This window comes from Bradyrhizobium frederickii, assembly GCF_004570865.1.
GTDB classification, from domain to species: Bacteria; Pseudomonadota; Alphaproteobacteria; order Rhizobiales; family Xanthobacteraceae; genus Bradyrhizobium; species Bradyrhizobium frederickii.
Window position 1 is genome coordinate 26,579 of record NZ_SPQS01000031.1, and the last position, 24,931, is coordinate 51,509.

At 66.1% G+C, this 24,931-nt stretch carries 19 protein-coding genes; 12 read left to right on the top strand and 7 right to left on the bottom strand.

All coding sequences use genetic code 11. From position 1 onward, the window contains the following. The first annotated feature begins 199 nt into the window (after window positions 1-199). From E4K64_RS34460 to garD, 7 genes are all read left to right on the top strand, one after another. Window positions 200-1,282: a lysylphosphatidylglycerol synthase transmembrane domain-containing protein gene (locus E4K64_RS34460; protein WP_135167325.1), complete on the top strand. Its 1,083-nt coding sequence runs from the start codon at window positions 200-202 to the stop codon at window positions 1,280-1,282. A gap of 86 nt (window positions 1,283-1,368) precedes the next feature. After that, window positions 1,369-3,321 (top strand): SGNH/GDSL hydrolase family protein, encoded by a 1,953-nt coding sequence (locus E4K64_RS34465; RefSeq protein WP_135167326.1) that lies wholly within the window; start codon window positions 1,369-1,371, stop codon window positions 3,319-3,321. Between the two features lie 421 nt (window positions 3,322-3,742). Continuing rightward, window positions 3,743-4,648 carry a LysR family transcriptional regulator gene (locus tag E4K64_RS34470; protein ID WP_135167327.1) on the top strand — a complete coding sequence of 302 codons (906 nt, stop codon included), beginning with the start codon at window positions 3,743-3,745 and terminating at the stop codon, window positions 4,646-4,648. A 135-nt stretch (window positions 4,649-4,783) separates the two neighbouring features. Next, window positions 4,784-5,728, top strand: coding sequence for a 5-dehydro-4-deoxyglucarate dehydratase (kdgD, locus tag E4K64_RS34475; protein ID WP_135167328.1), 945 nt, complete (start codon window positions 4,784-4,786; stop codon window positions 5,726-5,728). Between the two features lie 24 nt (window positions 5,729-5,752). Further along, complete coding sequence (gudD, locus tag E4K64_RS34480) at window positions 5,753-7,111, top strand: glucarate dehydratase (protein WP_135167329.1); 1,359 nt, start codon at window positions 5,753-5,755, stop codon at window positions 7,109-7,111. Between the two features lie 18 nt (window positions 7,112-7,129). Beyond that, on the top strand, window positions 7,130-8,578 hold the full coding sequence (locus tag E4K64_RS34485) for an aldehyde dehydrogenase family protein (RefSeq protein ID WP_135167330.1): 1,449 nt from the start codon (window positions 7,130-7,132) through the stop codon (window positions 8,576-8,578). A 116-nt stretch (window positions 8,579-8,694) separates the two neighbouring features. Beyond that, window positions 8,695-10,236 carry a galactarate dehydratase gene (gene garD, locus E4K64_RS34490; RefSeq protein WP_135167331.1) on the top strand — a complete coding sequence of 514 codons (1,542 nt, stop codon included), beginning with the start codon at window positions 8,695-8,697 and terminating at the stop codon, window positions 10,234-10,236. 17 nt (window positions 10,237-10,253) lie between these two features. On the opposite strand, the gene E4K64_RS34495 is transcribed toward garD, so the two are convergent. Both E4K64_RS34495 and E4K64_RS34500 read right to left on the bottom strand, forming a co-directional pair. Beyond that, window positions 10,254-10,994, bottom strand: coding sequence for a hypothetical protein (locus E4K64_RS34495; RefSeq protein ID WP_135167332.1), 741 nt, complete (start codon window positions 10,992-10,994; stop codon window positions 10,254-10,256). A 6-nt stretch (window positions 10,995-11,000) separates the two neighbouring features. Beyond that, a complete protein-coding gene (locus E4K64_RS34500) occupies window positions 11,001-11,888 on the bottom strand; it encodes a MipA/OmpV family protein (RefSeq protein WP_167772416.1) in 888 nt (295 codons plus the stop codon). Between the two features lie 346 nt (window positions 11,889-12,234). Here E4K64_RS34500 and E4K64_RS34505 point away from each other — a divergent pair, with 346 nt between their 5' ends. The 3 genes from E4K64_RS34505 (at window position 12,235) to E4K64_RS34515 (ending at window position 14,742) form a co-directional block, all read left to right on the top strand. Next, the gene (locus E4K64_RS34505; protein ID WP_135167333.1) at window positions 12,235-12,915 is read left to right on the top strand and encodes a response regulator transcription factor; all 681 of its coding nucleotides are present in this window, start codon (window positions 12,235-12,237) and stop codon (window positions 12,913-12,915) included. Next, window positions 12,912-14,276, top strand: coding sequence for a sensor histidine kinase (locus tag E4K64_RS34510; protein ID WP_135167334.1), 1,365 nt, complete (start codon window positions 12,912-12,914; stop codon window positions 14,274-14,276). The genes E4K64_RS34505 and E4K64_RS34510 overlap by 4 nt, the downstream gene beginning before the upstream one ends. 196 nt (window positions 14,277-14,472) lie before the next feature. Further along, the gene (locus E4K64_RS34515) at window positions 14,473-14,742 is read left to right on the top strand and encodes a hypothetical protein (protein ID WP_235884871.1); all 270 of its coding nucleotides are present in this window, start codon (window positions 14,473-14,475) and stop codon (window positions 14,740-14,742) included. A gap of 52 nt (window positions 14,743-14,794) precedes the next feature. Here E4K64_RS34515 and E4K64_RS34520 read toward each other — a convergent pair whose 3' ends face one another. From E4K64_RS34520 to E4K64_RS34530, 3 genes are all read right to left on the bottom strand, one after another. After that, window positions 14,795-15,151: a hypothetical protein gene (locus E4K64_RS34520; protein ID WP_126255814.1), complete on the bottom strand. Its 357-nt coding sequence runs from the start codon at window positions 15,149-15,151 to the stop codon at window positions 14,795-14,797. A 251-nt stretch (window positions 15,152-15,402) separates the two neighbouring features. After that, window positions 15,403-15,996: a DUF2147 domain-containing protein gene (locus E4K64_RS34525; protein ID WP_135167336.1), complete on the bottom strand. Its 594-nt coding sequence runs from the start codon at window positions 15,994-15,996 to the stop codon at window positions 15,403-15,405. A 105-nt stretch (window positions 15,997-16,101) separates the two neighbouring features. After that, window positions 16,102-17,130: an NAD(P)/FAD-dependent oxidoreductase gene (locus E4K64_RS34530; protein ID WP_135167337.1), complete on the bottom strand. Its 1,029-nt coding sequence runs from the start codon at window positions 17,128-17,130 to the stop codon at window positions 16,102-16,104. Between the two features lie 200 nt (window positions 17,131-17,330). On the opposite strand from E4K64_RS34530, the gene E4K64_RS34535 reads away from it, so the two are divergent. Continuing rightward, window positions 17,331-17,798 carry an acyl-CoA thioesterase gene (locus tag E4K64_RS34535; protein WP_135167338.1) on the top strand — a complete coding sequence of 156 codons (468 nt, stop codon included), beginning with the start codon at window positions 17,331-17,333 and terminating at the stop codon, window positions 17,796-17,798. Window positions 17,799-17,814: 16 nt separating this feature from the next. Here the strand turns inward: E4K64_RS34535 and E4K64_RS34540 are convergent, their stop codons facing one another. Both E4K64_RS34540 and E4K64_RS34545 read right to left on the bottom strand, forming a co-directional pair. Further along, window positions 17,815-18,135, bottom strand: a complete 321-nt coding sequence (locus E4K64_RS34540; protein WP_018317347.1) for a 2Fe-2S iron-sulfur cluster-binding protein — start codon at window positions 18,133-18,135, stop codon at window positions 17,815-17,817. 177 nt (window positions 18,136-18,312) lie between these two features. After that, a complete protein-coding gene (locus tag E4K64_RS34545; RefSeq protein ID WP_135167339.1) occupies window positions 18,313-18,687 on the bottom strand; it encodes an Hpt domain-containing protein in 375 nt (124 codons plus the stop codon). A gap of 398 nt (window positions 18,688-19,085) precedes the next feature. On the opposite strand from E4K64_RS34545, the gene E4K64_RS34550 reads away from it, so the two are divergent. Then, complete coding sequence (locus E4K64_RS34550) at window positions 19,086-24,848, top strand: apolipoprotein A-IV repeat region-like domain-containing protein (protein ID WP_135167340.1); 5,763 nt, start codon at window positions 19,086-19,088, stop codon at window positions 24,846-24,848. Window positions 24,849-24,931 lie beyond the last annotated feature (83 nt).

Genomic DNA, 24,931 nt, shown 5'->3' on the forward strand with positions numbered 1-24,931 from the left:
AACGCGCCTCCGATGTGAACCGCGTATGACAAAGTTTCCGATCCGACGCAGAACCTCTTGTTGTCAAGGGCTGCACAAGCCGCTGTTTTTGCCTTAAATGAGCTGGATCATGCCTAGCGATCGATGCCTGCCTTTGGCCATGATCGCACCCGACCGGCCATGCCTGGCCCGGTCGGTCTTGCCCCCGCCGGGAGGATGAATGCACGGACTGCTGCCCGCGTTGAAGCGCGGCTTCAAGAGATGGATCGGCTGGCGACGGCTTGGCGTTGCCGCGAGCATCTTCATCATCGCGTTCGCGATCACCACGCTGGTGCGGACCCTCAAGGGCATCGATACCGGGGTCATCCTGACGGCGTTGACCGAGATACCCCGCGGCAGCATCGGGCTCGCGGCGGTGTGCGTCTTTTTCGCGTTCTGCACGCTGACCTTTTACGATTTTTTCGCACTGCGAACGATCGGCAAGAAGCACGTGCCCTATCGCATCGCGGCACTCTCCAGCTTCACCTCCTATTCGATCGGCCACAACATCGGCGCCACCGTCTTCACCGGCGGCGCGATCCGCTTTCGGATCTATTCGGACTACGGACTGAACGCGATCGACGTCGCCAAGATCTGCTTCCTGTCGGGCCTGACCTTCTGGCTCGGTAACATCTTCGTGCTCTCGATCGGCCTTGCGATCCACCCGGATGCGGCGTCCTCGATGGATCAGCTGCCGTCGTCGATCAACCGGCTGATCGCGCTCGGCGGCCTTGCCTCGATCGGGGCCTATCTCATCTGGCTGTGCATGGGCGAGAAGCGGCGCGAGCTTGGCCAGAAGGGCTGGAAAGTGGTGCTGCCCTCGGCCCCGCTGACGCTGGTGCAGATCCTGATCGGTGTGGTCGATCTCGGCTTCTGCGCCATGGCCATGTACCTGCTGATGCCAGCCAATCCGCCGATCGACTTCATGTCGCTCGCCGTGGTGTTCATCCTGGCGACCCTGATCGGCTTTGCCAGCCATGCGCCCGGCTCGATCGGCGTGTTCGATGCCGCCATGCTGGTGGCGCTGCCCGAGTTCGGCCGCGAGGAGCTTCTGGCGACGCTCTTGGTATTCCGCATCCTCTATTTCGTGATCCCGTTCGGCCTCGCCATCTCCATCATGGGCACGCGCGAGCTGTGGATGAACGTGGTCGAGCCCTGGCAGGAGCGACGGCGGCTGGCGGAGGCCTGTGCGCAGGCCAATCTGCCCAGGGAGGTGACGCCGATGGAGCGCGAGCGGTTGCTGCGGCAGGCCAATAGACGCTGAAGAAGCCGGCCCGGACCAAAGGGTTGCGGGCGGCGGCGCAATGCTCTCTTATTTCCGCCTCAACTTTGCCGTTGAAGACGCGGGCCATGATCCCTGGATTGCTCCGTACTCTCTCCGCCAGCGCCCTGCTGCTGGCCGGACTTTTGACCGTTTTGCCGGCCGAGCGCGCCGGCGCGCAGGACGCCGGCCCCCTGCAGATCACTTGGGAGGTCCGCAACCGCTTCCGGCTGTTCCGCGAGGAGCGCGACTTCCTGCTCCATGTCGAGAATGCGCGTAACCGCAGCATCCTGGCCGCAGAGCAATCGCTGGAGCTCCAGAGCGAAGGCCGCGGCTGGGCCCGCAACATGGTCAACCGCCTCTGCATCGACCTCCAGGGCCGCGTCAACCAGCCCTGCACCCGCGACAACACCAAGGAAAACTACCTCACCCCGATCGACCATCCCGTCACCGTGCGTCTCGTGGGCGCGGTGCCGGTCGGCGCCACCTGCGCCTGGTCGTTCGACGACGGCGACGGCCCGCAGCAATCGACCTTCGACTGCGCCGAGCCGATCAACTTGCGTGTCCGCTACGGCAAGCAGACGGTTGCGACGGTCGATGTCTCCGCCGGCTCCGATCCGACCCAGCGGGTCCAGACCGAGATCCAGGTCCGCGACATCTTCGTCGCCGGCCTCGGCGACAGCATCGCCTCGGGCGAGGGCAATCCGGACCGGCCGCTGGCGCTGTCCGACGAAGGCTTCTGCTTCCGCTCCTATCTCGGCACCGCCGGCGCGCAGTACTACCGGCCGAGCCGCCACGGCTTCAAGGGCGGCCGCGCTTGCGAGGCGCCGGATACGCTCGCGAACTGGCAACGCTATAGCGCGCTCTGGTTCAACGCACCCTGCCACCGCTCGCTGTACAGCTACCAGACGCGCACCGCGTTGGCGCTCGCGGTGCGCTACACCCACATTGCGGTGACCTACCTGCCGCTCGCCTGCACCGGCGCCAGCATCGACGATGGCCTGCTCGGCTCGCAGCGCGCCCGCGAGTGCCCGCCCGGCAAGACCGGCGTCTGCAACACCAGCGTGAACGCGCAGGTCGCCGAGCTGCGCGAGGCCCTCACCGCGGCGAAGAAGCGCCAGCCCGACCGCACGCTCGATCTCGTGCTGCTGTCGGTCGGCGCCAACGACGTCTATTTCTCCGGCCTCGTCGCCGACGTCATCGTCGACACCGCGACCGAGCGGGCGCTGTTCCGCCGCTCCGGCGTGATGGCGAGCGTCGACGATTCCCGCGATGCGCTGACGCGCGAGCTGCCGCAGGACTTCGTCAAGCTGCGCGAGGCACTGAAGCCGCTGGTCGGCGGCGATCTCTCGCGCGTGGTCTATGTCTCCTACGCCAACCCCGCGCTCGCAGAGGGCGGCGTGCCCTGCCGCGGTGGCCGCGCCGGATTCGACATCCATCCGTCCTTTAACGCCGACCCGCAGCGGCTCGCCCGCGTCTCGACTTTCGTCGACACCGAATTCCTGCCGCAGCTGAAGGGGCTCGCCACCTGCACAAGCGGCGCGCTGTGCCGCGATCCCGAAGCCGAGCGCATGACCTTCGTCGATACGCACCAGGCTGCGTTCGCCGATCACGGCTTCTGCGCGCATTCCGGCAACGATCCAGAATTCGACCGCACCTGCTTTGCCGAGAATGGCCAGAGCTTCAATCCCGATATCGTGAGCGCAGCGAGCCAACCGATGCTGTGCGGCCGCGGCGCCTCGGAATATCGCGCCTATTTGCCCCGCGCGCGCTGGATCCGCGATGCCAATGACAGCTATTTTTCCGCGATGACTTATCCGCAAGGATTGCCGGCCGCGAGCCAGCCGACCGACATCCACGACGCGACCTGGGGCGTGCTCTCCGCCGTCTATGGCGGCGCGGTGCATCCGAGCGCGGAAGGCCACGCCGCGATGGCGGATGCCGCCCTGCCGGCCGCAAGTGCCGTGCTCGGCCTTGATGCGGTGCCGCCGAACGTGACGCGCGGATTCCTGCCGCAGCTGCTGCCGAGCGGGCGGCAGTAGCGCGCACCGCGCGTCCACACACGCGGTGTCATCGCCTGCGCAGGCGGGCGATCCAGTACTCCGCGACAGACGCGATTGAACTGAGACGCCGCGGCGTACTGGATTCCCGCCTTCGCGGGAATGACAGCGGAGTGGGCGGCATCGTCTCGCGCATCAATGTCGCTTGCAGATTTCTTCGCGCCAACATCGTCTCCCGGCTGCCGTTCCATCGATCCAAAAACGGCATCGATCGATACCCGCTTGAACTTGGACATGCCGCGGCGTGCGCCTCTACGACTCGTGAACGTTCCTCCTGAGGGCTCCCATGGGAGCTTGGCCAGGCAACTCAACGGCGGCCCTCAAAAGCCGCCGTCTTTGTTTTTGGAGGTGATCGATGCTAGAAGTGCCGGGGAAACGCCTTATTCATCTAAGGCATGTATCGATGTTCGACCTCAACCAGCTCCGCTGTTTCGTCACGGTGGCGGAGGAACTGCATTTCGGCCGCGCCGCCGCGCGGCTGAACATGACGCAGCCGCCATTGTCCCGGCAGATACAGGTGCTCGAGCACATCATCGATGCGCCGCTTCTGGAGCGCACCAGCCGCTCGGTCCGCCTCACCCCTGCCGGGCGCAGCTTCCTGCCGGAGGCGCGGCGCATCCTCAAGCTTGCGGAAAGCGCCTCGCAGGTCGCCCGTCGCATCGCGCTCGGCAAGATGGGCTCGTTGAAGATCGGCTTCACCGCGGCCGCGGCCTATGGCTTCCTGCCCGAGCTGGTCGCCGCCTGCCGCGCCAAGCTGCCCGAGGTGGACTTCTCCCTGAAGGAGATGGTGTCGGGCGATCAGTTCGAGGCGCTGACCTCGGGCCAGATCGACGCCGGCCTGCTGCGGCCGCCGATCGCGCGGCCCGAGCTCGCCAGCCGCCGCGTCGTCGCCGAGCCATTGCTCGCCGCGATCCCGAAGAAGCATCCGCTCGCGAATGCCGACAGCATCACCATCAACGATTTCGACGATCAGCCCTTCGTGATGTATTCGCCCTATGAGAGCCGCTATTTCCACGATCTGCTGGTGGCGCAATTCAGCCGCGCCGACGTGCTGCCGCGCTATGTCCAGCATCTCAGCCAGATCCACTCGATCCTGGCCATGGTCCGCGCCGGCCTCGGCCTTGCCATCGTGCCGGCCGCGGCTGCGGGCCTGAAGATCTCCGACGTCCGGCTGCGGCCGCTGAAGCTGAAGGGCCGCGTTCCGGTCGAGCTGTTCATGGTCTGGCGCCGCGACGACGAGAATCCGCTGCTCTCGGCGCTGGTCAAAATCGCCGGTGAACTGTCCTCCCCGGAGGTGGCGGAGGATTGATGCTCAATCCGCATCGGTCGATATAGGCTTTGGCTTGGACCCGCATCGAACGGCCTCTTAAACCACGGCGCATGGACAGGCAGGCCTTTAAGGCGCTCCCCGTCCTCCACAACATGCACGAAGGGAACAGCGCCCGTGAGCAAGATGACCCCGCAGGAGATGGCCCAGAAGATCGGATCCGGCCTCCTGTCCTTTCCCGTCACGCCGTTTAAGGCTGATTACTCTTTCGACGAAGCGACCTACCGCGCCAACATGGACTGGCTGTGCGGCTACGACGTCGCCGGACTGTTCGCCGCCGGCGGCACCGGCGAGTTCTTCTCGCTGACGCCGACCGAGGTTCCTGAAGTCGTGAAGGTTGCCGTCGAGGAGACCAAGGGCCGCGTGCCGGTGCTCGCCGGCACCGGCTACGGCACCGCGATCGCCCGCGAGATCGCTGTTGGCGCTGAAAAGGCCGGCGCCGACGGCCTGCTCTTGCTGCCGCCCTATCTCACCCATTCCGAGCAGGAGGGCCTTGCCGCCCATGTCGAGGCGGTGTGCGCCTCCGTGAAGATCGGCGTCATCGTCTACAACCGCGACAACGCCATCCTTCAGCCCGACACGCTGGCCCGCCTTGCCGAGCGCTGCCCGAACCTCGTCGGCTACAAGGACGGCATCGGCGACATCGAGCTGATGACCCGCGTTTACACCAAGCTCGGCGACCGCCTCACCTATGTCGGCGGCCTGCCGACCGCGGAGACTTTTGCGCTGCCCTATCTCGACATGGGCGTGACGACCTATTCGTCCGCCGTGTTCAATTTCGTGCCGGAATTCGCGACCAATTTTTACACGGCCGTTCGCAAACGCGACCACGCCACGATCCAGGCCGGCCTGAAGAACTTCATCCTGCCGCTGATCGCGATCCGCAACCGCAAGAAGGGCTATGCGGTCTCGATCATCAAGGCCGGCATGAAGGTGATCGGCCGCGACTCCGGCCCGGTCCGCCCGCCGCTCACCGACCTCACCGAGCAGGAGATCGCGGAGCTGACAGCGCTGGTGAAGAATCTGCCCGCCATCCGATCGACACAACAGGCTGCAGAATAGGACGACAATAGCGAGGAGCGCAGGATGGCCCTGACTGAGATTTCCGGCGCGCCGGTCGCCGGCGCACCTGTCGTCACGGCGATGCAGGTGATCCCGGTCGCGGGCCGCGACAGCATGCTCCTCAATTTGAGCGGCGCCCACGCGCCGTTCTTCACCCGCAACATCGTCATCCTCACCGACAATGCCGGCCACACCGGCGTCGGCGAGGTGCCGGGCGGGCAGAAGATCTGGCAGACGCTGCAGGACGCCCGCGACCTCGTGATCGGCAAGACCGTCGGCGCGATGAACAACATTCTCGCCGACATCCGCACCGCCTTCGCCGATCGCGATGCCGGCGGCCGCGGCAAGCAGACGTTTGATCTCCGCGTGATGATCCACGCGGTCACCGCCGTGGAATCCGCTCTCCTCGATCTGCTCGGCCAGCATCTCGGACTCCCCGTCGCCGCGCTGCTCGGCGAAGGCCAGCAGCGCAGCAGCGTCGAGACGCTCGGCTATCTCTTCTTCGTCGGCGACCGGCGCAAATCCAAGCTGAACTATGTCCAGGGCGAGACCGGCAAGGCGGAATGGTTCAACCTCCGCCATCAGGAGGCGATGACGCCTGAGACCGTGGTGCGGCTCGCGGAAGCGACCCACGATCATTACGGCTTCGCCGACTTCAAGCTCAAGGGCGGCGTGCTGCGCGGCGAGCAGGAGATCGAGGCCGTCACCGCGATCGCCCGGCGCTTCCCGAACGCCCGCGTCACGCTCGACCCCAACGGCGCCTGGTTGCTGGACGAGGCGATCAGCCTCTGCAAGGACATGCACGGCATCCTTGCCTATGCCGAGGACCCCTGCGGCGCCGAGGCGGGCTTCTCAGGCCGCGAGATCATGGCCGAGTTCCGCCGCGCCACGGGGCTGCCCACCGCGACCAACATGATCGCGACCGATTGGCGCCAGCTGTCCCATGCGCTGCGCCTCGGCGCCGTGGACATTCCGCTGGCCGATCCCCATTTCTGGACCATGCAGGGCTCGGTGCGCGTCGCCCAGACCTGCCGCGACAACGGCCTGACCTGGGGCTCGCACTCCAACAACCATTTCGACATTTCGCTGGCCATGTTCACCCATGTCGGCGCCGCCGCCCCCGGCAAGGTCACCGCGATCGACACCCATTGGATCTGGCAGGACGGCCAGGCGCTGACCAGGGAGCCGCTCCAGATCAAGGGCGGCAAGATTGCGGTCCCGGACCGGCCGGGACTAGGTATCGAAATCGACAGGGCCGCTATCGATGCCGCGCATGACCTCTACAAGCAGCATGGACTTGGCGCCCGGGATGACGCTATTGCCATGCAGGACCTGATCCCCGGCTGGACCTTCGACGACAAGCGTCCCTGCCTTGTACGGTAAAACACTCTGGAGGAAACGATGACTGCGATCCTGAAGAACTTCATCGGCGGCGAATGGGTCGACGGCTCCGGCGTCACCAGGAACATCAACCCCTCCAACACCAACGACGTCGTCGGCGAATACGCCAAGGCCGACAAGGCGCAGACCGAGAAGGCGATCGCCGCCGCCAAGGCCGCCTTCCCCGCCTGGTCGCAATCGACGCCGCAGGCGCGCTTCGACGCGCTCAACAAGATTTCCCTCGAGATCCTCGCCCGCAAGGAAGAGCTCGGCCGCCTGCTCGCGCGCGAGGAAGGCAAGACCCTGCCGGAAGGTATCGGCGAGGTCGCCCGTGCCGGCCAGATCTTCGCGTTCTTCGCCGGTGAAGCGCTGCGCCTGATCGGCGAAAAGGGCGCCTCGGTGCGTCCCGGCCTCGACGTCGAGCTGACGCGCGAGCCGATGGGCGTCGTCGGCATGATCACGCCCTGGAATTTCCCGATCGCGATCCCGGCCTGGAAGATCGCCCCGGCGCTCTGCTACGGCAACACCGTGGTGTTCAAGCCGGCCGAGCTGGTGCCCGGCTCGGCGCATGCGCTGTCGGAGATCATCACCCGCTCCGGCATTCCCGCCGGCGTGTTCAACCTCGTGGTCGGCTCCGGCTCGGTGGTCGGCCAGACCCTGCTCGATCACCCGGATGTGGCCGCGATCTCCTTCACCGGCTCGGTGCAGACGGGGCGCAAGATCGCGCAGGCCTGCGTGCTCTCCAACCCGATGAAGAAATTCCAGCTCGAGATGGGCGGCAAGAATCCGCTGGTCGTGCTCGACGACGCCGACCTCAAGACCGCCGTCGAGGTCGCCATCAACGGCTCCTATTTCTCGACCGGCCAGCGCTGCACGGCCTCCTCCCGCCTGATCGTCACCGAAGGCATCCACGACCGCTTCGTCGCGGCGATGGCCGAGCGCCTGAACAGCCTGTCGGTCGACGACGCGCTCAAGGCCGGCGTGCATATCGGCCCCGTCGTCGACCAGAGCCAGCTCGACCAGGACCTGCGCTACATCAAGATCGGCCAGGACGAGGGCGCCAAGCTCGCCTACGGCGGCGAGCTGCTCAAGCGCGAGACCCCCGGCCATTACCTGCAGCCGGCGCTGTTCACCGAAGCCAACAACAACATGCGCATCGCGCGTGAGGAGATCTTCGGCCCCGTCGCCGCCGTCATCCGCGCCAAGAACTACGAAGAGGCCCTCGCGATCTCCAACGACACCGAATTCGGCCTCGCCTCGGGCATCTGCACCACCAGCCTGAAATACGCCTCGCACTACAAGCGCAACAGCGAGTCCGGCATGGTGATGGTCAATCTGCCGACCGCCGGCGTCGACTATCACGTGCCGTTCGGCGGCCGGAAGGGCTCGAGCTACGGCGCCCGCGAACAGGGCTCTTACGCGCGCGAGTTCTACACGACGGTGAAGACGGCCTATACGTTCCCGGGCTGAGCGGCTGACTACGTAGGGTGGGTTAGCGCAGCGTAACCCACCTCTTCTTTTTCTGCGGACCGAGACATTGGTGGGTTACGCTGCGCTAACCCACCCTACAAATCCCGGAGTCCTCCATGGACCAGGACGTCGCAGCGAAAGAGCAGCCCCGCTACATCAAGCTCAACGAGCGCGACAACGTCGCGATCGTGGTCAATGATTTCGGGCTTCCCGCCGGCTCCCGCTTCGCCAGCGGACTGACGCTGCGCGCCTTCGTGCCGCAGGGGCACAAGACGGCGCTGGTCGACATCGCGCAAGACCAGCCGATCATCCGCTATGGCGAGATCATCGGCTACGCATTGTCGCCGATCCGCGCCGGCGAATGGGTGGACGAGGCGCGCATCCGCATGCCGGAGGCCCCCGACCTCGACAAGCTCGAAATCTCCACCGCCGTCCCCGCCCCACTGCCGCCGCTCGAAGGCTTCACCTTCGAGGGCTATCGCAATCCCGACGGCTCGGTCGGCATCAAGAACATCCTCGGCATCTCCTCCTCCGTGCAATGCGTCAAAGGCACGATGGAATATGCGGTCAAGCGCATCCGCACCGAGCTGCTGCCGAAATACCCGAACGTCGATGACGTCGTGCCGCTCACCCACGCCTATGGCTGCGGCGTCGCCATCACCGCGCCTGATGCGGTAGTGCCGATCCGCACGCTGCAGAATCTCGCGCTCAACCCGAATTTCGGCGGCGAAATCCTCGTCGTCGGCCTCGGCTGCGAGAAGCTTGCGCCCGAGCGGCTGGTGCCGGAGGGCGTCAGCGATGCCATCGTGCGGATGCAGGACGAAGCCTTCGACGGCTTTGGAGCGATCGTCGATGCCATCATGACCCAGGCCGAGGCCCGCTTGAAGGTGCTCAACGCCCGCAAGCGCGAGACTTGCCCGGCCTCCGATCTCGTCATCGGGCTGCAATGCGGCGGCAGCGACGCCTTCTCCGGCGTCACCGCCAATCCCGCCGTCGGCTTCGCCGCGGACCTCTTGGTGCGCGCCGGCGCGACCGTGATGTTCTCCGAGGTCACCGAGGTGCGCGACGCCATCCAGTTGCTCACGCGGCGCGCGATCAACGAGGATGTCGGCCGCGCGCTGGTGCGCGAGATGGCCTGGTACGATTCCTATCTCGCCCGCGGCGGCGCCGACCGCAGCGCCAACACCACGCCCGGCAACAAGAAGGGCGGCCTCGCCAACATCGTCGAGAAGTCGCTCGGCTCGATCGTCAAGTCGGGCTCGTCGGCCATCACCGGCGTGCTCTCGCCCGGCGAGAAGGCGACGCAGAAGGGCATGCTGTTCGCGGCAACGCCGGCTTCGGACTTCATCTGCGGCACGCTGCAGCTCGCCTCCGGCATGACCCTGCAGGTGTTCACCACCGGCCGCGGCACGCCTTACGGTCTTGCGGCAGCACCCGTGATCAAGGTCGCCACCCGCAGCGAGCTGGCGCGACGCTGGAAGGACCTGATCGACTTCGACGCCGGCAGCATCGCCACCGGCGAGAAGACCATCGAGGAATGCGGCTGGGACCTGTTCCGCCTGATCCTCGATGTCGCCTCCGGCCGCACCAAGCCATGGTCGGACCGCTGGGGCATTCACAACGATCTCACGCTGTTCAATCCGGCGCCGGTGACCTGAGCGCCGACGAGCCGGCTTCACGATCCCCCGATCAAGTGCATGTCACCGAACGTGACCGGCAGGCTGCGCGTAATGAGGTCGACGACGGCCGCACGCAGGCGTTCGCTCGGCGCAGAACCGCCCAGCGCCTCGTCGACTGGCCCGCTCGGACCGGCCAGCGGCACGGTGCCGGTGTTGTCGAGCGGCCCGGCCGCCCGCTTCTCGATCACGTTGAACGACTTGCCGTCGATGATGCGAACTTCGTACAGCGCGTGGATCAGGCCGTAATCCGCAAGCAGCGTCCGGTATTCGGCAAGGCCAACGCCCTCGACGTTGCGGCCGTTTCCAAGTTTCGACCGCGCCCGGGTGATGACGATGTACGCGTCCAGCCCCTGCGGGGCGACGTCGCTGCGAACCAGCTCCTTGAACGGATCGCTACGCAAGAGATTGACGGGCGCAACCGCCGAATCCCTGATGGCAGCAAACGCAGCGCGCCTGTAGGTCAAGGGCTGCACGCGAAAGCGTCCCTCCAGCAGCCTGCTCGCCTGCTGGACGATCAACTCATCCAGCGCCCACGCGCTGATCGGCAGGCTTTGCGCGGTGGTGCCCAGTCGGGTCAGACCGGCTTGCGTCAGGCTCATCTCCTCGCCGATGGCGGAGACGATGCCGACCGTCTTGATCGCCTGAATACGACTCGCGCGCGTCTCGAATGCCGCGGCGGCGCCGAGCGCGACGCAAGCGGCCGCGAGGCCAATCCATAGAAATGCAATGCGGCGCATGGCGAGCTATCGAATCCTGAAATCGAACGAATAGGACGCGCCGAGGCCGACGGTGGTCTGGTTCGACGATCCCCGCAGCTTCACCAGCGGGCTGTCCGCGGCGTCGCCAAGCAGCTTCTCGTATTCGACATAGGCGTGGACCTCCCATTGCGGATTGATGCGATAGGAGATCTGGCTGCCGAAGCCGACCGAGTGCGCGCCGCTCTTCGCATCGTACATCGGCAATCCCGATGCCAGTGCCTGCGCCGCATCGACGCCGAAGTAAGGCGCGGTCGCCTTGGTGCTCTTCCAGATGAAGCGCGGACCGGCTGAGATCGTCAGCCTTTGAATCAGCGGCACGATGACGTCGGCGGAGATGTCGGCGACCGTCCCCGTGTGGCCGCCCATGCCCTGGCGCAATTCGCCGCGCAAGCGCAGCCAATCGACCGGATAATATTCGACGAAGCCGCCAAGCTCGTAGGCAGCCTTGACGTCGCCAAGGCCGATCAGCTCGGCATATTTGTCGGCCTTGCGCGAGGCGACGTATTTGAAGGCAGGTCCCGCGCGAAAATTGCCGACGTCGAGCAGCGCGATGCTGGCGCTGTCGCGCGGCCCGCGAAACTGATCGATCGATCCGGCGCGACGAATCGAAAAGATCGGGATCGGCATCAGCTTGCCGTTCTTCGATCCGACGAAGTCAGGCATGTACTGTCCGCCGATGCCGACCATGACGGTCCAGTTTCCGGAGGGCGATGGCAGCATCGGCAGGTCGAACGGCGGCGCCGGCAGCGTGAACGCGGTCTGCGCCACGGCCGATTGAGGGATCGCCAGCGTCGCGCCGAGTGCGGCAAGCACGGCGGTCGTCAGCCGCGCATTCCCCGAGAGGCGGAGAGCGGCTTCGTCAAGATGCATCATTAGGGGGCCCCGTACCGGCCTTACTGGCCTGGTCGACTGATGTGGTTCGAGCCCCAGCATGTGGTCCGGCAAAATTGCCCCAAGATTGCAAGGCGAGAGCTGCTGGCCGACCCGCTGCCGCCGTGTGCCGGTCGCGGCCGCCGAACCGACATTGCCCGAACATTGCCGCGAGACCTGCATGCGTCAAAACTTTGAGCGGCAGCACCGCCAGCGCCCGCGCTCCTGCCTTTTATTCGCCAAGCTGGCTGCCTTAATGGGAACCCTGCGAGAGCCGAAACGCCAGACTTCGGCCCGGGAGCGTCACGCTCAGGGGCGTGTTGCCCAGCAGAGTCAAGGACGACCCCGCGTGCGTTCCCTCGTGATCGAAGACGAACCGCAGATCGGCGCCTATGTCAGCCGCCTGCTCGGACAATTGCACGGAATCGTCGACATCGTCGGCTCGATCGCCGATGCCCGTCAGGCGCTCGACAACTTCAAATATGATCTCGCGATCGTCGATCGCATGCTGCCCGATGGCGACGCGCTCCAGGTGGTCACGGCGCTGAACCGGTCGCCCGACCGCCCCGCGATCATCATGCTGACGTCCAGGGACGCCAAGGAGGACGTCGTCGACGGCCTCAACGGCGGCGCCGACGACTATCTCGGCAAGCCGTTCGAGCCGCAGGAGCTGATCGCGCGGGTGCGCGCCGTGTTGCGACGGCCCCGCCTGCTCGCGCCCTCCGTGCTTTCGCTCGGCAATGTCGAGCTGCATCTCGGCAGCAACGAAGTCGTGGTCGCTGACAGGAAACTCCTGCTGCGGCGGCGCGAGGCGCTGATCCTCGCCGCCCTCTTGATGCGCCGCGATCGCGTCATCACCCGCGCCGCGCTGATCGAGGAAATCTACGGTTTCGACGACGAGATCGAATCCAACACGCTCGAAGCGCAGGTCTCGCGCCTGAGGAAGAAGCTGGCCGCATTCGGCGGCGACGTCGAGATCCGTAGCATGCGCGGCATTGGCTACATCCTGCGGCTGGCGACAGCGCAATGAGATCGATCGCCCGGACGTTTGCGCTGTCGCTCGGCATCGCCGCCACGGCGATCTTCCTGACCATGCTCGGTATCTTCATCTGGCGGTATCCGACCGAGGAACGCGAGTTTAGATCCTGTCAAGTTGTGGCCGCCGTTCTCGATCGCGCGACAGTGATCGAAGGGCAAAAACTGACGGTACGTTCGACTCCTGCCCTCGAGGAACTGAAAGCGGACAGCCCAAACCTCTGGTATGTCGTGTCCGCGGGCGACCTGCTCAGCGAGTACGGCAGCGAACATCGGCCCGCCCTCCCCTTCGTGTTTCCCTACCACGGGCCCGTCGGTTCGTCCGTCTTCAGCACGCTCGACCAAAACAGCACCTTCTGTCTCTCCGCGGTGCAACGGGGCCCGTTGCGGCTCGCGATGATGGTCGGCGAGCCTCAGGTGCGCTTTGGCCGTATTGCAAGGACGTTTCTCCTCCGCAGGGTCTTTTCGATCATGCTGGTGGCGCTGGCCTTCGCAGCCACCGTCGCGATCGGTTCGGCGCTTGCTGCGCGTTTCGTCTCGCGCGGCATCGAGCGGGTCGCGCGTCGCGCCCTCGCAATCGATCCGTCGGCCCCGCAGGGCCTGATCTCGTTGTCCGAGGTCCCGCGCGAGCTGAAGCCGCTGGTCGCGGCCTTGAACCGCGCCTTCGGCGAGATCGACGCCTATATCAGGATGCAGCGCCGCTTTCTCGGCAATGCCGCCCATCAGCTCCGCACGCCGCTGACCCTGCTGCGCGCCAAGATCGACGATGTGCCCGATCCGGCTCTGAAGGCCGAGCTGGTGCGCGACGTCCGCCGGCTGACCTCGCTGGTCTCGGCCATGCTGGACCTGGCGCGCCTGCAAAATCATGCGATCGAGAAGCGCCCGATCGATCTCGCCCAGATCACGCTGGATGTGCTGGCCGATTTCGGCCCCTCGGCGCTGGACGCCGGCATCGAGCTTGCGCTGGAGCAGGACGGCAAAGGTCCATTCGTGGTACAGGGCGTCGACGCTGCGGTCCGCAGCGCGCTTGCCAATCTCGTCGGCAATGCACTCATCCACGCCCGTGGCGCGCGACGCATCGTCGCCACGCTCGACCGCAACGGCATCTCGATCGACGACGACGGCGCCGGCCTGCCGGACGGCGTCGAGCAAGGGCTGACCGAACCGTTTCAGACCGGCAATACGGCAGGCGACGGCGCCGGCCTCGGCCTGTCGATCGTCCGCGAGATCATGGCCGCCCATGGCGGCGAGCTGGTCATCTCCTCCGCGCCCGGCCGCGGCACGACCATGAGCCTGCGCTTTCCCGTGACCGCAGTGCCGGCCAGATCTCCGCACCGGGAGCTGCAGACCGGCTAGCTGCGAGCGGCGTCGATCGATGCCGCGAAACCATCCGGAAACATTGACGCGGAAAACTTCGTCGTCGTTTCATCCTATCGCATTACGCAATCAAATGGGTTCGTGCACGGACACACGATTGTTCGCACGCGAGCGAACCTCTTCCTGCATCGTCACGACCAAACCTCCGATTGACATCTTCAACGGAGATTTTCCAATGCGTGTTCTCACCATGATCGTCGTCGCCGGCGCCTTGCTTGCGAGCTCGACCAGCGCGTTTGCCGGTGAGCTTCCCTCTTACGAAGTGAAGTCGTTGCCGATCTCGGCGACCCAGGTGCAGGTGCTCGGCGGCGCCGGCGTCGAGGAGCAGTCGGCCGCGCCCACCATGATCATCGCCGGCATGCCCGCCTCGCCCGCCCAGGTTTCGGTGCTGTCGCCCCGGGTCAAGCAGCTTGCGAGCGCGGGTTCGGGAAACCAGGCGCGCTAAACCTCTACATCGCTTGCGGCGCCTGCATCGGATGCGGGCGCCGTCAGCGTTTTCAGGTCATGCTGCCCGGCATGAAGCAGCGCACGCGCGGATGACCGTCGATATAGTGCTTCCACACCATGGTGCGACCGATCTTGTTCGGCACGGTGATCACGGCACCGTCGGGCACCACCACCCATTCGTCGTCGATGCGGACGCGGAAGCGGCCGCGATCGGACTCCCAATCGACGTCGGCAATGACGTAGCCGTCGGCGTCGGTGCAGCATTGACCGAATTCGCTATGCAGGCTTTCGAACCAGGGCTTTAGCGGTGAGTTGGCGTAGCGCCCGTCGTCGCGCGCCTGTGCCGAGAATGTCAGAAGCGCCGTCGCGCCCAGCAGCGTCGCTGCGCACAATCTTGAAAATTTCATCTCGTCGTCCCGCGATCAAAATGATCCGTTCGGGGGACGACAAAGCCATCGGTTGTCCGCGCCTTGAATCAGGCGCGGCACCGGCGACTCGTTCCCCCGGCAGCTGACGACAACTATGCAAATCCGCTGCCAACCCGCATTCCGGGCAACTACTGCCGCACGGCGCAAGGCCATGCGCCTTTCGGCGGATGCGGCCTAGGATCAAAATCCGGCGCCGAGAAGATGACGCTGAGAAATACCGAAAACCAGCCCTATTGCTTGGCCGGTGCCATCATCGTGCCGCCGCTCTTCTTCGGCGCCGGTGCCGGCGGCTTGGTGGTCGCGGCTTGGGCGGGCAGATATTTTGCGACGATGGCGGGATCGACCTGGGCGATGTTGGCGTCAGGCAGGCGCGTCCAGGTCTCATCCTTGCCGAGCAGCGCGATGCCGAGATAGCCGCGCAGAGTCAGGGTCTGGCCGTCGGGACTGACCTTCATGTTGGCTTTCCAGATCTGGCCGTCGCGCGGATTGAGCACGTTGCCGCCTTCGTACTTCAAGCCTTCGCGCTTCATGTTGCGGACGAAGGAGATGCCAAGCACCGGCGCGTTCTTGCGGTCATCGGTGCACTTGCTGCAGACCTCGTTCGGATCGTCACCGGGGCGCGGGAAGGTCTTTGCGATCACGCCTTCGAAGATGCCGTTGCGGTCGACGAAGAGAAACCATCCGACCGTCCTGCCGTCCTCGACCTTCTGCCACAGGCCCGCCGCCGTGGGCTCGGCGGTCTGCGCCGCAGACGGTGTCACCGCCGCGAGCGACAACGCGAGCGCGAGGAAGGAGAGCAGCCGAAAGCTGGAGAAATTCCGCATTAGATCACCTTGCTATTCCACGACCGGAATGGCCGCAGACTACGGCGATTTCGCGAACTGTTCCAGCACCAGAAACATGGGGCATCCCCTCCCGCCCCATTGCCGTCAGTTGACCCCCAGCTTCTTTTGCAGGCTTGAGGACGAGGTGGTGTATTGGAACACGAGCCGCTTCTCCGGATAGACGTAGCGATGGGCTTTTTGCGACATCAGCGCGCCCTCGTGGAAGCCGCACAGGATCAGCTTGATCTTGCCGGGATAGGTGTTGATGTCGCCGATCGCGAAGATGCCCGGCACATTGGTCTCGAACGCGGATGTTTCGACCGGCACCAGATTGTTCTCCAGCGCAATGCCCCAGTTCGCGACCGGACCCAGCTTCATGGTCAGTCCGAAGAACGGCAGCATGGTGTCGCAGGCGATTTCGGTGATGCTGTTGTCATTGCCCTTGACGGTGGCGCCGGTGAGCTTGCCTTCGGCGCCGGAGAGCGCGGTGACCTGGCCGAGACGGAGATCCATCTTGCCGTCGACAACCAGCGCGCGCATCTGCTCGACGCTGTGGGGCGCGGCGCGAAACTCGTCGCGCCGGTGCAGCAGCGTGATGCGCTTGGCAATGGGGTGCAGATTGAGCGTCCAGTCGAGCGCGGAATCGCCGCCGCCGACGACCAGCACGTTCTTGTCGCGGAACGTTTCCATCTTGCGCACCGCGTAATGCACCGAGGTGCCTTCATAGGCCTCGATGCCCGGCACCGGCGGACGCTTGGGCTGGAACGAGCCGCCGCCGGCCGCGATCACCAGCACCTTGCACTCGAACACCTTGCCCGCATCCGTGGTGCAGCGAAACAAGGGATCGCCGATCTTCTCCACGGTCTCGACCATCTCGCCGAGATGGAAGGTCGGATGGAACGGCTTGATCTGCTCCATCAACGCTTCGGTTAGGCCCTGCCCCGAGACGTGCGGAATGCCGGGAATGTCGTAGATCGGCTTTTCCGGATAGAGCTCGGCACACTGGCCGCCGACCTTGTCGAGGATGTCGACGAAATGCGCCTTCATGTCGAGAAGGCCGAGCTCGAAGGCGGCGAACAGACCGCAGGGGCCGGCGCCAATAATCAGCACATCGGTTTTGATCGCGTCGCTCATGTCGTCTCTTTGTCTGTCGCTATCTGTTGGACGGCGCCCTTTGGGCCGAGGTGACCGCGCTGGGCCGAGGTGACCCCGCCTGTCTAGCCAACGGGGATGGATCAGGGAAGGCATAAAAGCGGGAGCGCCCCGCAGCCGCGGCCACTTGCCGGGGCAGGATAACTGGGCTGTAACGAGCAAGATATGACGGAGATCAATCGGTGAACGCACCAAGTCGCCTCGATACGACACCGCGCCTGGAGGACTTCCCCTACCGCCTCAGCGACAACGTCCGCTTCGGCGATCTCGATCCCAACCAGCACGTCAACAACGCGGTCTACGCCACCTATTTCGAGACCGGCCGTGTCACGCTGATGAAGCTGCCGGAATACGGCCTGACGCCGCCGGGCCTCGCCTGGATCATGGTGCGCCTCGACATGCATTTTCGCGCCGAGCTGCATTGGCCGGGCACCATCGAGCTCGGCCTCGGCGTCGTGAAGCTGGGACGCACGTCCGTGACCTTCGAGCAGGTCGTGTTCTCGGAAGGAAAATGCATCGCCTCGGCGACGTCGGTCGGCGTCTTGCTCGACGAGGCGACGCGCCGGCCGGCCCCGCTGACCCCTGAGGTGATCGAGAAATTCAGACCCTGGCACAAGCGCGGCATCGAGGTCGCGCCGCCGAGCAGTTAGTCTTGTCGAGGGACGATCAGGCCTGACGTTCCGGCGTCGTCACGACGAGACCGTCGAGATCGTCGCTGACCTTGATCTGGCAAGACAGGCGCGAATTCGGGCGCACGTCGAAGCCGAAGTCGAGCATGTCCTCTTCCATCGGCGTCGGGCTGCCGACCTTCTCGCGCCAGGCTTCGTCGACATACACATGGCAGGTCGCGCAGGCGCAGGCGCCGCCGCATTCGGCCTCGACCCCGGGAATGCTGTTGCGGATCGCGGCTTCCATCACGGTTGCGCCGTTCTCGATTTCCACCGTGCGGGTTTCGCCCTTGTGGTCGACAAAGTGAATTTTGGCCATGTGTGCTCGTGTTGCCGCGGTGCTGGGAATGAAGGAGGGTCCGGGCTGTCCTATAACGGGTCGATCAGCCCGGCGCCATAGGGTTTTGATGCGAAGTGAATGCCGCTTTGCGGCAGGAAAATGCGTCAAAACAAGAGGCTAAAACAAGAGCCTCGTGCCCGGCTCGGCCGCGTGGTCTCAAGCCTTCAGGATCGCCTCGATGGCGGCGCGGGTCTCGGTCACGGCCTCCTTCAGCGCGGCGAAGGCGTGGCGCTCGTTCTGGCCGATCTGGATCGCGGTCTCCAGGCTTGCGGCGGCGTCGGCTACCGCAAAGGCGCCGATCCCGCGCGCCGACCCCTTGAGCTTGTGGGCAAGCGCGCCGGCCTCGGCCGGCAATCCCGCCATCGCCGCGATCAGGCGGACCGCCTGCTCGGCGAACATGGCCAGCACTTCCTGCTCCAAATCCGCATCGCCGAGCGTCATCCGGGAGAGATGGTCGAGGTCGAGCGGGCTGTCGATGGGGGCAATCGGGGGCGAAGGCATCCAGTCCATCCGTTGCAGTTCAGGCGTCATGGCGAAAGGCCCCGGCATCGCGCGACGGTTCCGCCGGTCCGGCGGTGACTTCGCCTCACCCAAGCATGGAAATGGTTAACGAAATGTTCGGGGTCGGAGACGCAGTTCCGCCCGCTTATTGACGAAAAGTTGCCGCAATTGGCCGAGTCCGGTGGAGAATTTCATTTATTGCTAAGGCGTTACGGCGCGATCCTGTTAACGATGATTAAGAATGTCTTAATCGCGGGCATTTCATTCGCGACGCTCTGCCAATAGGATGTTTCGGAAATTGGCGGACAAGCCGTCCGGGTGGGGACGGCTCGGAGATCCGCGCAAGCGGCATGATCCGGTCTGTGGGCTTGCGCAGGGCGCAGGGCTCGCGGGGGGACGCGTACAAGTAACGAGGGCTCGGACTGAACATGGCGAACACTCCGAAAAAGGTCAAAGACCCCACAGAAGTCGCGCTTTCTGCAATCCAGGAAGCCCTCAACATCAGCGACACCGCTGCGGACACCAGCCGCAACGCCGCGATGCGCAACGAGACGGCGCCCCCGGTGACGCCTCCGGCCTTCGACGAGCCGAGCTTCGAGCCGCGCCCTGCCGCCAACGAACGCTCGACCGTGTTCGACCCGGTCGAGGAGCCGCGCGCTTCGCGTCGCGCCGCCAATGACGACCGCGAGACCATCGGCCAGCTGCTGCAGGCGCTGCAGAAGGGCCGCCCTGCCCGCAGCGTCTATACCTTCGCCACCATCTTCGCCGGCGTCTGGCTCGCCGCCTGCGCCGCGCTGACGTTCGGCTTCCTGCCCTCGATCCAGGCCGCCATGGGCCAGAGCGGCGGCGTGCTCGTCATTGCCGGCCTGATCGCGATGTTCTTCGCGCCGATCATGCTGTTCTACTTCCTCGCCAGCCTGGTCTGGCGCGGCCAGGAAATGCGCATGATCGCCCAGGCGATGGCGCAGGTCGCGATCCGCTTCTCCGAGCCCGAGGGCTCGGCCTCCGATTCCATGGTCACCGTCGGCCAGGCCATCCGCCGCGAAGTCGCGGCGATGGGCGACGGCATCGAGCGCGCGATCGCGCGCGCCGGCGAGCTCGAGACGCTGGTCGCCAACGAGGTCGCCGCGCTCGAACGCGCTTATTCCGACAACGAGGTGCGCATCCGCGCCCTGCTCCAGGACATCGCGCACCAGCGCGACAACCTGGTCGGCCAGGCCGAGCAGGTCCGCAGCGCCATCTCCGGCGTGCAGATCGATTTGCGCCACGACATCGCGCTGATCTCGGATGCGATCGCCTCGCGCGTCGACGAGGTCGCCAAGTCCATCACCGGCGCGCTGGAAGAGCGCGGCGCCCACATCACCAGCGCGCTGAGCAATGCCGGCGACAACATGATCCTGGCGCTCGGCGAACGCGGCGGCGACCTGCTCGACCGCCTCGAGGAGGCCAGCAACGAGACCACGCGCGCCGTGCTCGACGCCAGCGAGCGGCTGACCACCAGCCTCAACTTCAAGACCGGCCACGTCCACGACGAGTTCGTCGACCTCGCCGACCGCGTCCACGAGATGCTGAACGAGCGCATCGACCGCATCACCGGCGAATTCGAGCAGCGCTCCGCTGCGATCGTCGACGGCATCTCCGAGCGCACCGAGCAGGTGCACGACAGCCTGAAGAATTCTTCCGACTCGCTGCTGCTCGAGCTCGAGCTGCGCTCCAACGACCTTTCCGCCAAGATCGACGACGCCGGCAACCGCCTCGCCAGCCAGATCATGACGAGCGGCGACAAGGCGAGCGAGGCGCTCGACGCCACCGTCAACACCCTCGTCGCCAAGGTCGTCAGCCAGACCGAGACCGCGCACGATTCGCTGTCGCTGCAGATGAGCGCGTTCGACGAACTGGTCAGGAACCAGGGCACCGAGCTGGTCGAGAAATTCGCCCGCGACTCCGGCACGCTGGGCGCCCTGATCACGCGCCACATCTCCGAGTTCGACCGCACCGTGAAGACCTTCGGCGGCGAGATCGTCGAGCGCATGGGCCAGCGCACGCAGGACATCCATGAGTCGCTGAAGACCTATGTCGACAATTTCGACACCCGCTTCACCGCCAACGGCGGCGAGATCACCGCGATCCTCGACCAGCGCCTGGCGCAGTTCGAGACCACCATCGGCGACCGCGTCGGCAATTTCGACGCCTCGCTGAACGGCAAGATCGCCGGCCTCGATTCCACGATCGAAGGCCACATCAAGACCTTCGACGAGCAGCTCGGCGGCCGCGTCACCGCGCTCGAACAGTCGTTCGACAGCCGCGCGAGGTCGATGACCGAGACGATCGACGGGCGCATCAACACGCTCGCCTCGTCGCTGACCGACGGCGCCGCGCAGGCGATCCAGTCGATCGACAGCCGCCTCACCCACCTCACGACCTCGCTCACCGAGGGCGCATCGCAGGCCGTCGAAACCATCGATGCGCGCCTCAACCACCTCACGACCTCGCTCACCGAGGGTGCATCGCAGGCCGTCGAAACCATCGATGCGCGCCTCAACCACCTCACGAGCACGCTGACCGACGGCGCCTCGCAGACCATCCAGTCGATCGACACCCGTCTGACCCACCTCACGACGACGCTCACCGGCGGCGCCTCGCAGGCGCTCGAGTCGATCGACAGCCGCCTCACCTACCTGACCACCACGGTGACCAACGGCGCCTCGCAGGCCGTGCACTCGATCGACACGCGGCTGACGCTGCTGACCTCGACGCTCACGGACGGCACCGCGCAGGCGATCGAGGCGGTCGACCGCCGCATCACCGGTGTCACCGAGATCATCGACGGCCGCAGCATGCATCTGACCGACACGGTCACCGCGCGCTTCCAGGAGATCCAGCAGGCCATCGAGACCAAGGTCGGCTCGGTCGCCAGCGACATCGACGTGCGCGTGGCGCAGTTCGAGGACCTGCTCGGCTCGCGCGTCGAGGCCGTTGCCGGCCGCATCGAGAGCAGCGGCCGCCAGGCCAGCGAGGACATGATGTCCCGCGCCGAGATGATCTCGACCGCGATCCGCTCGCACGTCGAGGACGCCGAGCGCTCGCTCACCAATCTCGTCGTCAACACCAGCGAGACGATCCAGACCGGCGCGCGCGCCGCCCAGCAGTCGCTGATGACGGTCTCCTCCGACGTCAACGCCCAGCTCAAGATGACCTCCGCCGAGGTCGAGCGCGCACTGACCGCGGCCGGCACCGGTTCTGCGAACTCGATCCTGAGCAGCGCCCGCGAGGCGCAGTCGACCCTGGTCGCGGCGTCGGGCGAAGCCTCCAACCAGATCAAGGGGCTCGCGTCCGACGTCGAGCGCACGCTGTCGGCGGCAGGCTCGGCCACCGCAGCCTCGATCCTGGCCGGCGCCCGCGAGGTGCAGACCACTCTCGTCACGGCGTCCTCGGACGCGGCCAACCACGTCAAGACGCTCACCGCCGACGTGCAGCGCTCGCTGTCGCTGGCCGGCACCACCACGGCGGAATCGATCACCGCCGGCGCCCGCGACGCGCAGAGCGCGCTGATCGCGGCCTCGACCGAGACCGCCAACCAGATCAAGGCGCTGTCCTCGGACGTGCAGCGCTCGCTCACCATGGCCGGCACCTCGACGGCCGAAACCATCATGAGCGGCGCCCGCGAAGCCCAGAGCACGCTGGTCACGGCATCCTCGGATGCGGCGAACCAGGTCAAGTCGCTGGCGGCCGAAGTTCATCGTTCGCTCTCGCAGGTCGGCCAGTCGACCGCCGAGACCATCACCACCAGCGCCCGCGACGCCCAGAGCACCCTGCTTACGGTCTCGGCCGAACAGACCAGCCAGGTCCGTTCGCTCGCGGCCGAGATGCAGCGCGCGCTGGCGACCGCCGGCGGCGCCACCATCGAGGCGCTCACCAGCGGCGTGCGCGAGGCCCAGGGCACGTTGATCTCGGCTTCGACCGACGCGGCGAGCCAGATCAAGTCGCTGACCACGGACATCGAGCGCACGCTGACCGCGGTCGGCGCCGACACCGCCTCGACCATCCTCAACAGCGCCCGTGAGGCCCAGACCTCGCTGACCTCGACCTCGGCGGACGCCGCGAGCCAGATCCGCACGATCTCGACCGAGATCGAGCGCACGCTGAGCGCGGCCGCCGCGAACGCCACCAACGACATCCAGACCAGCGCGCTCAACGCCCAGAACGCGCTGATCTCGGCCTCCAACGAGGCGAGCTCGCGGGTCAAGTCGAGCTCGGCCGACGTCGAACGTTCGGTGCTCGCCGCCAGCTCCAGCTTCGGCCAGGCCATGACCGGCAAGACCGACGAGATCGTCACCTACGTGCAGCAGCAGGCCGACCGTCTGTCGAACATGATCGACGCCAAGCGCGGCGCGCTGGTCGACGCGATCGGCTCGAAGACCAGCCAGCTCACGCTCGACATCGACCGCGTCACCTCGGACGCGCTGAAGTCGATCGAGACGCGCGGCCAGGCCTTCTCGCAGACCATGATGGGCAACGGCTCGGAAGTGGCCCGCACCATCAACGCGGCGAGCGAGATCGCCACCAGCGCGGTCGGCAAGTCGCTCAAGGATCTCGAGCAGGCCTCGCGCTCCGCGATCGACCAGTCGCGCCAGGTCTCGGTCGCGGCCGTCACCGAGATGCAGGAGACCAGCAAGATCCTGCGCACCGACACCGTGGCGCTGTTCGAGCGTCTGCGCGAAGGCAACATCCTGCTCCAGGAAGTGCTGACCGGTGCGCACGACAACCTCAACTCGCTCGAGCGGGCGCTGGTGACGCGCGTCGCCGACTTCGTCTCGGCGATGAACGACGTCACCTCGCGCAACGGCGCGGCGACGCAGAACCTGGAAGAGCAGCTCAACGTCTTCAACAGCAAGACCACGAAGGCGCTGCAGGATCTCGGCGAGCTCTCGACCCAGTTCGACGCGCACGGCAAGGCACTGGTCGAGGCCGCTCAGGTCGTCGAGCAGAGCAACAAGAACACCACCGCCTCGCTCGCCGAGCGCAAGCAGGCGCTGGAATCGCTGGTCACCACGATCGACCTGCGCACCGCCGATCTCGACCAGCGGCTGTCGCGCTTCACCGGCCTGCTCGATGAATCGCTGGCCGCGGCCGAGGAGCGTGCCCGCGATATCGCCCGCGTCGTCGCCGAGACCGCCGGCGCCGGCTCGGCCGCGATCACCCGCCAGTTCGAGGCGGTGCGCGTGGCCTCCGAGGAGGAGCACCGCCAGACCATCGAGGCGATGCACGACATCTACCGCCAGACCACCGACGAGGCGGACGCGATGTTCAAGCAGTCGACCGAGAAGTTCACCAACCTCGTCGCCAGCATGAAGCAGATGGCCCTCGAGATGCACAACGAGCTCGAAGCCACCCGCAACGAGCTGCGCCGCGGTGTGCTCGAGATGCCGCAGGAGGCCGCCGAGAGCACCGCGCAGATGCGCAAGGTGATCGTCGACCAGATCGAGGCGCTCGCCGAGCTCAACCGCATCGTGGCCCAGCACGGCCGCGGCCTCGACGTCACCACGGCGGGCCGCGCCTCCGTCGCCGTGCATCGCCAGGAGGAGCCGATCATGGCCGTTGCGGGCACTCGCGCGACCGAGACCCGCATGCGCGACACCGGCAGCGCCTCCACGCTGCCGCCGCCGGACCTCGGCATGCCGGCCGCGCGCCGCACCGAAGCGCCGCCGGTCGCGCCTGGCGGCAACGATCCGGGCCGTGACGGCTGGCTGTCGGACCTGCTCAGCCGCACCGACGCCAATCAGGGCGCCCCGACCGGACGTGAGGCTCCCCGTGGCCGCCCCGCGCCGCAGCCGCAGGCCCCGCAGGCCAACAGCAATCCGCTGGAATCGCTGTCGCTCGACATCGGCCGGCTGATGGACCGCAACCTCGCCGCCGAGATGTGGGACCGCTACCAGCGCGGCGAGAACAAGGCGTTCACCAAGCGCCTCTACACGCCCGCCGGCCAGAAGGCCTTCGACGAGGTCGCCCGCAAGTACCGCGCCGACCGCAACTTCAAGGGCACGGTCGACCGCTACGTCGCCGAGTTCGAGCGCCTGCTCGACGAAGTCGCCCGCGACGGCCGCGGCCCGCAGGAGCTGCGCGGCCACCTGACCTCGGAGACGGGCCTGGTCTACACGCTGCTGGCGCATGCGGCCGGACGGCTGGGGTGAGCGGCGAATAGCGAGTGGCGAACAGCGAACGAAGCGGAGCCCTCAGGGGGCTCCGTTTTGCATTGTGGAAGCGCCAAGCACGG